This window comes from Pseudovibrio exalbescens (genome assembly GCF_028737195.1).
Taxonomy (GTDB): Bacteria; Pseudomonadota; Alphaproteobacteria; order Rhizobiales; family Stappiaceae; genus Pseudovibrio; species Pseudovibrio zosterae.
This window is the reverse complement of the sequence record NZ_JAQZAJ010000003.1, coordinates 430,091-442,373: the sequence shown is the minus strand read 5'-3', so window position 1 is coordinate 442,373 and position 12,283 is coordinate 430,091. Positions and strand designations below refer to the sequence as shown.

At 54.8% G+C, this 12,283-nt stretch carries 7 protein-coding genes and 1 tRNA gene; 5 read left to right on the top strand and 3 right to left on the bottom strand.

The genetic code is table 11. The annotated features are described in order from the left end of the window. Positions 1-835: 835 nt before the first annotated feature. Together PUV47_RS11365 and PUV47_RS11360 are read left to right on the top strand one after the other, a co-directional pair. Entirely contained in the window at positions 836-2,356 is a 1,521-nt protein-coding gene (locus PUV47_RS11365; RefSeq protein ID WP_274218680.1) for a DUF3360 family protein, read from the top strand. Between the two features lie 160 nt (positions 2,357-2,516). Continuing rightward, on the top strand, positions 2,517-5,216 hold the full coding sequence (locus PUV47_RS11360; protein WP_274218679.1) for a cation-translocating P-type ATPase: 2,700 nt from the start codon (positions 2,517-2,519) through the stop codon (positions 5,214-5,216). Here PUV47_RS11360 and PUV47_RS11355 read toward each other — a convergent pair. The 3 genes from PUV47_RS11355 to PUV47_RS11345 form a co-directional block, all read right to left on the bottom strand. Then, a complete protein-coding gene (locus PUV47_RS11355) occupies positions 5,207-6,073 on the bottom strand; it encodes a YjjW family glycine radical enzyme activase (RefSeq protein WP_274218678.1) in 867 nt (288 codons plus the stop codon). The genes PUV47_RS11360 and PUV47_RS11355 overlap by 10 nt on opposite strands. Further along, the gene (locus PUV47_RS11350; RefSeq protein WP_274218677.1) at positions 6,054-7,580 is read right to left on the bottom strand and encodes a YjjI family glycine radical enzyme; all 1,527 of its coding nucleotides are present in this window, start codon (positions 7,578-7,580) and stop codon (positions 6,054-6,056) included. Before PUV47_RS11350 ends, PUV47_RS11355 begins: the two co-directional genes overlap by 20 nt. Before the next feature lie 118 nt (positions 7,581-7,698). After that, positions 7,699-7,783: transfer RNA gene (locus PUV47_RS11345), tRNA-Leu, on the bottom strand. Between the two features lie 403 nt (positions 7,784-8,186). On the opposite strand from PUV47_RS11345, the gene map reads away from it, so the two are divergent. From map to PUV47_RS11330, 3 genes are all read left to right on the top strand, one after another. Then, positions 8,187-9,020: a type I methionyl aminopeptidase gene (gene map, locus PUV47_RS11340; protein ID WP_274218676.1), complete on the top strand. Its 834-nt coding sequence runs from the start codon at positions 8,187-8,189 to the stop codon at positions 9,018-9,020. 31 nt (positions 9,021-9,051) lie between these two features. Then, positions 9,052-9,813, top strand: a complete 762-nt coding sequence (radC, locus tag PUV47_RS11335; RefSeq protein WP_274218675.1) for a RadC family protein — start codon at positions 9,052-9,054, stop codon at positions 9,811-9,813. Positions 9,814-9,935: 122 nt separating this feature from the next. Next, positions 9,936-12,248, top strand: a complete 2,313-nt coding sequence (locus tag PUV47_RS11330; RefSeq protein WP_274218674.1) for a putative bifunctional diguanylate cyclase/phosphodiesterase — start codon at positions 9,936-9,938, stop codon at positions 12,246-12,248. The last annotated feature ends 35 nt before the right edge of the window (positions 12,249-12,283 follow it).

Sequence of the window (12,283 nt, the reverse complement as noted above, 5' to 3'; positions counted from 1 at the left end):
TAGGCGGCGCGGCAAAAAGCAGCGCGCATTATACTGTTGGAATTAGAAGCGCTCAGCGATCGTCGGGATACGAATGCCCCGCCCCGCTCCAATCGAAGAGCATTTTCCCGTGACCAATGCCAGATACTCCCCCTCAAAACCAGATCTTTTATTGAGCATGGGCCATGCATGGGACGCGGACCCGCGAAAGCACGTGCCGCGAGCAAGCCTGCCTTGCTCGCAACGTAATTGCGCATACGTTGAAAGTTCCGGCGTATGGAACGCACGCTGATCGCCTTGAGTCACCTACGTCACCTAACCGACTCGTGCGCTTCACCACCCTGTTGATGAGATAACCACAGCTATCCAAGACAGCTTCCCGGCACAAATATTAGACAAATGACTTACGGCATGGTGTCACACCGGGTTTATACGCATATGTGCCCTAGTGAGTATTCCTAGGTTATTTTTATACTTAAAACAGTTCAAAAATACGATGCATCTGCGACCATTAAGCCACCTTAAAACCACTGGATTCTTGATTACCGATTATTGGAGCCGCAGAAACGGGCCACTTAGCCTGTCTAGGATTTAGGTCAAAAGTCGAATGCCCTGCGGTCGCTCAAGGCCAACGCTAGGTGATCTGATATTCCTCCAAGCAAGTTATACGTCTAAATACGTGCAGTTTTGTAAATTTTATACTTATTGCTCGAAGTCTCAGCTCTAGCTAAAAAAGCGGCGAAATTTAATAGTCTGAGCGGAGTACCTTCCATTACTTCCAGCTCTCCTCAGATTGACTTTCAGGTCACGCACATGCGCCCTGAAACATTTCGGCTACAATGGAGACTGTGCTGATATGCTTCAGCAGACAAAAGAAGACCAAGAAAAGTCTTATGGTGAGCTACATCGCCCTTCCAGCGAGTTTGCCACCCGGACTGAATATTTGGATCATGAACTGCAGATTATGAAGCCCCGTCGCTGGGCTTTGAACCTGCCATACCGCGACTTCCGCTTTGAGCTGGAAGACTTTGTACCAGCAATCGCAGGCACCATTGGCATCTCCGTGATGTACTCGGCTGTGATGACTGCCTGGGCAACGGGCCTCACCGAGAGGTGGGATCACGTGAACCTTGGTGCCGAGTGGATCATTGAAGTGGTCCGCATCGAAATGCTGATCCCTGCTCTGCTGTTTTGTATCATTGGTTCAGGTTTTCTGAACCCACGGGCAAACCTTGCGGGCAACCACGGCCCAATGATCCCGCTCATCGGCGTGATCGCGCTTGCAGGTGCTCACCCACTGGCGTTGGCCATTTTGCTCTGTGCGTTCGGTGTGCTGCTGAGTTACTTCAAGGGCGGTTCTCGCCTTGTGAACCTGACAAGTCAGGGTGTCGCGGGCGGTTTGCTTGTTTACTTGGGCTTCATGGGCGCCAAGGGACAGATCACATCGCTGTTCACCTGGGCAAGCGGCCTTCAGGCTGCACATGGCCTTGACTACAGCCTTGGCTATGTTGCTCTGGCCATTCTTGCGCTGAACATCATCCTTTATGCGTTCCTCGCCAAGATTGGTAAGCGTTGGCTGGCCATTCCTGCGTGTTCAATCGCCGCTGTTGCTGTAGCGCTGGCACTGGGCGCAGGTGTTGACCTTCAGTTCACCACGGCTCCGGGCCTGCCAAACATGAACCCTTGGTACTGGTGGGGCTCTACGGAGACCGGCTGGCAGCTTGGTCTTCCAAACCTCAGCCACTTCATTGCATCTCTTCCATTTGCAATCCTGGCTGTTGCCATGTGGTCACCTGACTTCCTTGGTCACCGCATCTTCCAGGAGCTGAACTATCCAAAGAACACCGACCGCGTCCTGATGGATGTGGACGACACCATGACTTGCTGCTCTTTGCGCCAGTTCACAGGTACGTTCTTCGGCGGTGGTAACATCACTTCTTCCTGGGGCACCTACATGATCCCGGCCGCAATTGCGAAGCGTCCAATCCCTGCAGGCGCAATCCTGCTCGGCGCGCTCTGCATCATCGTGGCAACCCTGGGCTACCCAATGGATGTTGCTGTATGGCAGCCTGTGATGTCTTGTGCTCTGCTGGTTGGCGTGTTCCTCCCACTTCTTGAAGCTGGCCTTCAGATGGTTCGCGACAACAACGACACCAACGCAGCGGGTATTTGTATCTTCGCAGCATTTGTGACCAACCCAGTGCTTGCTTGGGCGCTGACCATGTTGCTCGACAACAATGGCCTGATTGGTGACAAGGATCGTGCAGCGCGCTTGACCGTTGCTGACCGCATCATCATTCCAGGTGCAGCTGTAATCATCTGTACTCTGGCAATGGCTGCTGTCGGCATGCTGCCAGGCATTCCTGCACTGCTCTGAGGTCACTCACAGAACGATCGAAAAGCCCCGCCAAATGGTGGGGCTTTTTTTTGGAGCAAAAACGCTGCTTTTTGCCCTCTTGCCACCTTTCTACCGCGGCGTATTCTGACCGCGAGTTGTAGCCATTCAGGCCCACAAGGAAAAGCGGTGGTTTTTTGACATGACCGAAGCACCTCGCTGGCACGCCCTATCGATTAGTGACACTCTTCAGGCTCTGAGTGCGACTGAAAAAGGCCTCACCCAACTGCAGGTGGAAAAGCGCCTGCAAGAACATGGGCCGAACAAGCTGCCGGAGAACGCTGGCCCCAGCGCACTGAAACGATTCCTCGGTCAATTTCACAATGTTCTCATTTACGTCCTGCTTGGCTCTGCTTGCATAACGGCGCTGTTGGGACACGTCATTGATACCAGCGTGATCCTCGCCGTTGTGATCATCAATGCGATCATTGGCTTCATTCAGGAAGGCAATGCAGAACGGGCCATGGATGCGATCCGCCAGATGCTGGCTCCAAGCGCAAATGTGATCCGGGATGAACAACGAAAGAGCATTCCCGCCGACCGATTGGTGCCCGGCGACATTGTTTTGCTAGAGGCGGGCGACCGTGTTCCCGCTGACCTTCGCTTGACCTCCGCCACACGCTTGCAGGTGCAGGAAGCCATCCTGACCGGAGAGTCATTGCCAACGGAGAAAAGCACAGCCCCAGCGGACGCGGAAGCCTCTCTGGGTGACCGCTCATCCCTCGTTTTTTCTGGCACCCTCATCACAAAGGGGCAAGCCACCGGCGTCGTGGTTGCCACCGGCGCAGCTACAGAAATTGGCCGCATAAGCGGGTTGCTCTCCAATGTAGAACAGCTGACGACGCCCTTGCTCCAGCATATGGCCGCTTTCGCAAAGTGGCTCACGTTCCTGATCTTGCTCATAGCCCTTCTGCTTCTGGGCTATGGCGCGCTTTTCACCTCACTTGGCTTCAAAGAGGTGTTTATGGCGGTGGTAGGGTTGTCCGTTGCCGCAATACCTGAGGGACTGCCAGCCGTTCTCACAATTACTCTGGCCGTTGGCGTGAAAGCCATGGCAGAGAAAAACGCGATTGTCCGCCGCTTACCTGCCATTGAGACACTTGGTTCTGTCTCAGTCATCTGCACCGACAAGACCGGAACCCTGACACGCAACGAGATGATGGTGGCAAGCGCCGTCACAAGTCACCAAGCGTACATGGTCGAAGGTGATGGCTATACCCCTGTTGGGGCCGTCCTCAAGGAAGATGGAATGGCTTTGCCTGCGCCGTCCCTGTGTCTTCAGGCGCTAGCAAGAACCGTGGCTCTTTGCAACGACGCCTCCCTACATCGCGATGGAGCTGGCTGGGCTGTGGTTGGCGACCCCATGGAAGGAGCTCTGCTCACTTTTGCAGAAAAACTGGAAATAAGGCCATCACATGAGCAGCACGAATGGCCTCGTACCGGCGTAATACCCTTCGATGCGGAACATCGATACATGGCTTCTCTCAATCGTTCCATGGCCGAAGGCCTGCGGATTTTTGTGAAGGGCGCTCCCGAAAAGCTGCTCGCTCTCTCTTTTGCTCAGCTTTCAGAGGCGGGGCATGAGGAGCCGCTCAATACCGCTTACTGGCTCAATGAGGTTGAGCGGATCGCAGCAAAAGGGCAGCGCGTCCTCGCTTTTGCGATCAGGGAGGAACACAAGGAAGGCGAGCCTCTCGACGAGAATGAACTCAACGGAACACTTACGTTTGTTGGCCTTGTCGGATTGATCGACCCGCCGCGTCCTGAAGCCCTCCAAGCCATCTCCGAGTGTCACTCAGCCGGCATACGCCTGAAGATGATCACCGGCGACCACGCCAAGACAGCCGTAGCCATTGGCAGGCAAATAGGTTTGACCAGCAGCGACTTGGTGCTGACCGGCGCTGACCTCGACAAGATCAACGATGCCGATCTGAAAGCACGCGTGCAGGACTGCGATGTCTTTGCGCGCACAAGCCCAGAGCATAAACTCCGCTTGGTCATGGCTCTGCAATCCCTTGGCATGACGGTGGCCATGACTGGTGATGGCGTCAACGATGCCCCAGCCTTGAAGCGGGCCGATGCCGGTGTGGCCATGGGCCAAAAGGGCAGTGAAGCGGCCAAAGAGGCGGCCGAAATCGTTCTTGCAGATGATAACTTCGCGACCATCGTTGCCGCAGTCCGCCAGGGCCGAACGGTATACGACAACATCAAGAAAGTCATAAGCTGGACCCTGCCAACCAACGCGGGGGAAGCCATGACCATCATCGTGGCCCTTCTCTTGGGGCTAGCACTTCCTGTAACACCGGTTCAAATCCTTTGGATCAACATGATCACAGCGGCCACCTTAGGGCTGGCCCTGGCGTTTGAGCCCACAGAGACGCACACGATGAAACGGCCACCGCGCCCGCGCAGTGAGCCCCTTCTGACCTCTGGGCTTATCTGGCACATTGTTTTCGTCGCCATGCTGTTCATTGCCGGCGTCTTCGGCATCTATGCCTATGCCATTTCAAGCGGCTATCCGGTTGAACTTGCCCGCACCCTCTCAATGAACACGCTTGTGATCATGGAGATATTCCATCTGTTTTTTATCAGGCGGTTTTACAGTGTTTCACTTGATCTGAGCGCCCTAGTTGCCACGCCGATCGTGTGGATCACCGTGACCATAACCGTCTCCGCTCAGATCGCCATTACCTATGTTCCCGCTCTGCAGGGCATTTTTGACACCCGTGCCATGTCACTTGGTGACTGCCTGCTGGTCCTTAGCATTGGCATTGCGCTGTTTGTTTTGGTTGAGACGGAAAAGCACCTGCGGCGGCGTTTGTTAAAGGCTGATCAGATGTAAACAGCAGGTGTGGTCACGTTGGACAGACCACCCCGGCGCAACTGGCTGGCGATTTCTTCAACGCGGTCTTTTTCTGCGGCGGGCCAGTCCTGCGCTTCACCTCGCACCCCATGATGCTGAAAGGCATTGAGGCGCAGGTTCAGGCCTGGAGACAAGTCCAAAACAAAGTCCAGCAAACGATCAATCTCAGCAGGCACGTCTGTCATTCCGGGAATGAGCAGATAGCGCAGTTCGTGCAGTTTGCCTTCCGCATGTAAGAAGCGGGCCGAGGCCAAGACACGTTCGTTGGTGCGTCCGGTCAGTTTACAGTGCAGGTCACAATCAAAGCTTTTGATATCCAACATGACCCCGTCCGTGTATGGCAGCACCGACCGCCACGCGAACTCCGGCAAATATCCGTTACTATCAATGAAGCAGGTCAGATCGCGAAGGCTGACGCTTTGCTTCATCACCCCAAACAGCGCAGTGATGAACTTCAGCTGTGTGGTTGCCTCCCCCCCTGAAACCGTGATGCCATTCAAGAATGGTTTGTTCCGTTGGACCAGCTCCAAAACCTCACCAATGGTTACTTGAAAGACCTTGGGATTTGAGTTGATTGGGCAGACCTCCAAACACTGATCACACTCATCACATCGGGTCGGATCATGAACAACCCTGCCCCCGATCATGCTGAGGGCGCCGGTTGGACAGGCAGGAACACAGTCACCGCAATGGTTGCACAGGGCCATGGTGTGGGGGTTGTGACAATTCAGGCAGGCGAAGTTGCAGCCCTGCAGGAACAGGACAAGCCGGTTCCCCGGCCCGTCCACGCAGGAGAAGTTCAGGATCTTGCTGACCTTAGCCTCTGGTAAATTCATGGGCGATCACCCTTGGGGCTCGGTCCAGAATGGCACCGGTAACAGAGGCCTCTGCGCCAAGAACCGTGGTGTTGATGCGAGAGCCGCCGCTTTCCTTGAACTTCTGGATGTCTGACAAACGCACCATGTAGCCTGTCACCCGCACCAGATCATTGCTGGAGATGTTGGCAGAGAACTCGCGGAACCCCAGCGAGAATGCGCCTTTCACCAACTGGCTCAAAGCCTCCCGATTGTTGCGAATGGTCTCATCCAACGTCAGAATTTCGCTGACACCAGAGGTGTAGTAGCCATGGTGGCCCGCTAGCGCCTGAATGTGAGTGACAGGGTCCGGCTCGGAACCATAAGGAATGCGTACACCCGGTGTACATCCACCATCATCACTCAGGCCTGCTTGGGAGTGCAGCATCGCACGGCCGCGCCATACATATTCCATCTCCCGGCTTGCGACAGCTTCCGCCAATGCAGCCGAAATGCGATGCCCGAGGGAGTTTGCAGCATCATCATGACCATATCGTCCGGCAACGCCCGCCTTTTCCTGAAGCTCATTGACCGCTTCTGCCATGGCAAAGATACCAAACATGGCAGTAAACCGGTCTTTGGCTATCCAGCCTTCCTTGACAAGGAAGCTTTCAAAGAAGCGGGATTTTTCAAAGAGATGATTGACGCGGACCTGAGTGAGGCGAAAGTTCAGATCCACATAACGCGGCAACACGTTTTGGAAAAAATCTTCAACGCTGACAGAGCGCTTGGCTACTTCATAAAGGTTGATGCGCGTCAGCGTGGACGCGCCGCCGCACAAGGGCAGCGCGTTGTAGCAACTGGCAATGCCATAGCCTGCGGAATCAAAGATCGGTTGGTGCACCGGATGGTTGGCAATGTGCGGCTTCGAGCACTCAATAATGCTGTCGCAAGCCATCTGGAAGATCTCGTCACTGCTGACTTCAGGATCCCAAATGAAAGTCAGGTTCGGCGCAACTTGCTTGAGTTCTGAATCCACCTTCAAAATGGCACGCGCCACCTGGTTGTCAGAAGGCCCAATGTTGGCGTGCATGAAGGCATCTGGCAGCACACGGTCCAGATAGCGCCAGAACAGTTTGATCTTGCTGTAAAGCGCCTCTTCGCTCACACCGTCGCAATAAGGCAGCAACAAGTCATCCAAATGCCCCAAGAACACCGGCATGTTGGTAACAGAAGGCACGTGGTGATAGGCAATCATCAAGGAGTTGATGGCCTCATCAAGCGTTTGCGCGGGCTCAAGTTCAAGAAACTCACTGCCCTTCTTGAGGACGACCGAGTAGTCCGGCATCACGTAGCGCGGCTTGAACGGCGCATGCCCCTCGTACATGTCGCAGATCACGCGTTCCTCCAACGCGCGGGCTGTATCCTCATCCAGCTCGGGATAGGCCAACGAGTTTTCCGCCTCCAGCGAAAGGGCTCGGGCTTTTTGAGAGAATGACAGGGATGGGTCTTCAGTGATTGTCTTGAAGCGCGCTTGCAGCTCTTGCATGTGGCAGTTCCTCAATGGTCTTTGCCAGCAACTTACCCGAGGAACGGCATGTAAAAATTGAACTGGCGCAAAAGATCACTTCACGCACAGGAAAAATATCACATTTCAAGGAAGGATTTGGTGCGGACGGCGGGACTCGAACCCGCAAGCCTAACGGCGGCAGATTTTAAGTCTGCTGTGTATACCAATTCCACCACGACCGCTTGTTATCCTCTGGATAGCTGTGCGGCATTGGAAGTGCAAGAGGCGCTATGCTTTTTCCAATGCGCAAGCTCAACAAAGGCCGCGCACGTACACGCAAGGCGCCAAGAGCCTCAAGGGAACCTGATCTTCACAGACGCGCGCGGGCATGCTATCCCCGCATCCAATCATTCCTCCACAAAAGCACAGGTTCCCCTCATTTTTCGCAGAAAACTGAAGCAAGCCGCGCTATATAGAATGGGAAAGATAAGCCGCATCGCCGAGTACCCATCAGTTGTCGGGGAGCTCTTCTACGGAGAACCGGGGCTTGTATCGCGTTGTCGCCGCTGACTACAGTGATGCATCGAAGTCTCCGCTCAAGCTTCAAGATCTGGTGGCGCGGCCCGACAAAGGAAATTGGAATACATGGTCTCTTATATTGATGCCGCCACCGCGCCCTTGAAGAACACGGGTCAGATCCGCCTCTATGGCCCCGACGACTTTGAAGGCATGCGACGCGCGTCTCAAGTCACAGCTGCGTGCCTTGATGGTGTGACTGATTTGGTAAAGCCGGGCGTCACCACTCAGGAAATTGATGATTACGTCTATGAGTTTGGCAAGAAGCATGGCGCAGTTCCTGCGACGCTTCACTACCGCGGCTTCATGAAGTCTTGCTGCACATCCATCAATCATGTGGTGTGTCATGGCATTCCGGGCCCAAAGCCACTGAAAGAAGGTGACATCGTCAACATCGACGTCACCTTCGTACTGGATGGCTGGCACGGGGACTCCTCCCGAATGTATGGTGTTGGCAAGCTGAAACGGGCCTCGGAGCGCCTTATTGAAGTGACGCACGAGTCACTCATGCGCGGCATAGAGGCAGCCAAGCCGGGCAACACGACCGGTGACATTGGTTATGCCATTCAGTCCTACGTTGAAGCAGAGCGCTGCTCCGTGGTTCGAGACTTCTGCGGCCATGGCGTCGGCAAGCTGTTCCACGACATGCCGAACATTCTGCACTACGGCCAACCGGGCGAAGGCATTGAGCTTAAGCCGGGTATGATCTTCACCATCGAACCAATGGTGAACCTGGGCAAACCGCACGTGAAGGTGCTGAAAGACGGTTGGACCGCCGTGACCCGTGACAAATCCCTGACGGCTCAGTTCGAGCACTCCATCGGGATCACGCCCGATGGCTGCGATATTTTCACCACATCGCCAAAGGGGCTGTTCAACCCGCTGCACCCGGAGACCCAATAAGGCTCGGGCAAACCATGAGAAGGAGAGTGAGTTGTCGGAAGACCTCTTTGGCCTATCGGAAAGCCCACTCTCCCCGCGTGACCGCGGCTCTAAGGCAGGTAAGACCGCCAAGAGCAAAGAGCCGAAGCATTATCATGGCCACCGTGAACGCCTGCGCCAACGCTTTGATGAGGCAGGCGCGGAGGCACTCCAATCCTACGAACTTCTTGAAATGCTCCTGTTTTCCTGCATCAAGCAGGGCGACACCAAACCGCTCGCCAAAGCGCTGATCGAACGGTTTGGTTCCTTTGCCAAAGTTCTGGCCGCACCACGCGAACGCTTGATGGAAGTCCAGGGTTGCGGCGAGAAAACCGCGCGGTTCATCAAGGAGCTGCAGGCCGCCGCCGTGCTGTTTGCAAAAGATCAGGTGGACCCGCAAACACCCTTGTCATCTTGGTCTGCGGTCATGAACTACATTCATGCCGCGATGGCACACAGCCAGACCGAGGAGTTCCGTATCCTGTTTCTTGACAAGAAGAACCAACTGATTGCCGATGAGATCCAGCAACGCGGCACCGTTGACCATGCCCCGGTTTATCCTCGCGAGGTGATCAAACGAGCACTGGAGCATGGGGCCAGCGCTTTGATATTGGTACACAATCACCCCTCCGGCGACCCTACCCCTTCCCGCGCTGACATTGAAATGACCGCACGCATCAATGACGCGCTCAAACCACTCAATATTGTGCTGCATGATCACATCATCATCGCTCAACACGGACATGCAAGTTTTCGTGGGCTGAACCTGCTCTAAGCCGAAAAACAAACGCGTCAAAAACGGGCAGCACTACAGGCTCGCTCAAGACTTCTCGTGAATAATCCAAGCCAAAATATCCTAAAAATCCCTGCATATGCCACGCAAGGAGTGTGTTGAGCATGTCCGAAGTCTCTGACAAGCCAAAGAATTGGGGCAATGGGGCCGAGTTGGTGCATCTTCCCGAGTCCAAATTTCCCAAGCGCAACAAACTGGCGCGATTGATTGCCTTCGGCTTGCTTCTGGTAATCTGTGCCGCTCTTATTTCAGGCTACACAGCTTTCCAATACACCACGGAAAAAGCGATCATCTATGAATCTGAAAAAGAACAGCGACTGATCTCCAGTAACCTTCAGGTATACCGCGACAGCCTTGCTTACGAGGTGGAACGCATCGCTCTTTCGGAAAAGGCTTACAACACGGTGAAGTCGGGTGAGCGCAACCTGTTTCTGGATCAGGACCTCACGCCCACCAAAAACAACCGCGGCGACAGGGATGTATTTCTCATTCTGGATGCAGAGAAACAGCCTGCATATGCCTACCGTCAGGACCTTCCGTGGCATAACCGAATTTATGATGGCGCGCTGAAAGAACAAATTGCGCCGACCATCGACATGCTGGAGCGCAACCTCAGAACACACGTGGATCAGAGCAGCCTGCCAGCCCCTCTGCGCAGCGCAATGCCTATTGATTTGAGCATGCGCGACATCATTCGTTTTGATGGCGGCATTGGCCTTGCCACAGTTGCGGCGATTGCTCACCCGGGCAGCGAGGGGCAGCAAGCCCTTCGCCATGCCGGCTACCTTATCTGGATCCGCCAGCTCGACGCCGACCTCATGGACAATTTCGAATCCATCACCGGCATGCGGGACATCTACCTCACGTCCTCCCCGAACGATGCAGACCCGGACAGCGTTTCCGTGCCGCTGGAAAACGTGCGTGGAGATGTGGTGGCCTACCTGAGCTGGACCACTTCAGCAGCATCGAAAGCTCTCTACGACGAGTTGATGCCGTACATGTTGGCCGTCACCCTCGTCATTTTGGTGGTCGCGCTGGGTCTGTTGTATTCATCCGTGCGCTTGGCCGATCGTCTCGTTCAAAACGAGGGCCGCGCCCGCTTTGCATCCCTCCATGACGCCCTCACGGGTTTGCCAAACCGCACCTACTTCAGCGAAGCGCTCACCCCGATGCTGCGCAAGACCCGCATGAACAACAAGGTCGCTGGTGTGGTCTACATGGACCTTGACCACTTCAAGCAGATCAACGATAGCCTTGGCCACTTGGTCGGTGATGAGGTGATCTGTCAGGTGGCAGAACGTCTTCAAGAAGTCCTTCGACCCAATGATTTGCTTGCACGCATCAGCGGGGATGAGTTCCTCATCCTGCTGCCAAACCGCGCAGACCTAACGGAAATCGAAGAGGCTTGTTTTGAAATCGAGCAAGCGGTCACCAAGCCCTACATGGTTGAGAAAAACCGCATTCTCACCACAGCAAGCCTGGGTGTGGTCGTGAGCCCCGAGTACGGCCATGAGATGAACGAGCTGTTGCGCCGTGCTGATATCGCCCTCTATCAGGCCAAGGAAATGGGCCGTGCCCGTCACGTCGTCTTCCAACAGCACATGGAAGAGCGGATCCAGATGCGCCGCACCATTGAGGAAGAGATTGAACGCGCGCTGAAACGCAATGAGTTCGAAAACTTCTACCAGCCGATCATGGATGCAAAGGGTGAGCGCGCAGTAGCCGCAGAGGCCCTCATCCGCTGGAACCATCCAACCCGCGGACAGATCGCGCCGGGAACATTCCTGCATGTGGCGGAAGAATCTCAGCTCATTAACAAAATCGGTGAGTGGGTTCTGGAAACAGCCATGAAGGATGCCACCCACATGCCGGGCATTCAGATGTGCGTCAATGTTTCTCCAAACCAGCTGCGCCACCCAGACTTCCCACCGCTTGTGGAACGCCTGCTGCAAAAATACGAGTTGGAGCCAGGCCGGATTGAACTTGAGGTAACGGAAGAAGTGCTGATGAGCGAAGCTGAAAACGTCGGCGAGACGTTGAAGCAGCTTCACAACATTGGTGTCAAAGTCGCTTTGGATGACTTCGGCACCGGGTACTCAAGCCTCAGCTATTTGCGCCTTTACAACTTCGACAAGATCAAGATCGACCGCTCCTTCGTTGAGGATCTTGATCATGATGTGGACGCGCAGGAGATCATGCGCTCGCTTATCAACCTTTCGGAAGCCATCAAGATGGACATCTGCGTTGAAGGCATCGAGCGCAAGTCTCAGTTCCAGTTCCTTTCAGAGATCGGAAATCCGGTCCTGCAAGGTTTCTACTTCGCCCGTCCAATGCCGCTGACAAAATTCCGCCTCTGGCGTGAAGGGGAAGCGGAAAACGCTCTTGATGACATCGAGTTGGTTGAGGAGACCACCTAACCAGACTCACAAAATCCAAAAGCAAAGGGCGGGTG

Coding starts and splice junctions, on each gene's coding strand:
- PUV47_RS11360 (WP_274218679.1), top strand. CDS start 2,517: ATGACCGAAGCACCTCGCTGGCACGCCCTATCGATTAGTGACACTCTT.
- PUV47_RS11350 (WP_274218677.1), bottom strand. CDS start 7,580: ATGCAAGAGCTGCAAGCGCGCTTCAAGACAATCACTGAAGACCCATCC.
- PUV47_RS11365 (WP_274218680.1), top strand. CDS start 836: ATGCTTCAGCAGACAAAAGAAGACCAAGAAAAGTCTTATGGTGAGCTA.
- PUV47_RS11355 (WP_274218678.1), bottom strand. CDS start 6,073: ATGAATTTACCAGAGGCTAAGGTCAGCAAGATCCTGAACTTCTCCTGC.
- PUV47_RS11330 (WP_274218674.1), top strand. CDS start 9,936: ATGTCCGAAGTCTCTGACAAGCCAAAGAATTGGGGCAATGGGGCCGAG.
- map (WP_274218676.1), top strand. CDS start 8,187: ATGGTCTCTTATATTGATGCCGCCACCGCGCCCTTGAAGAACACGGGT.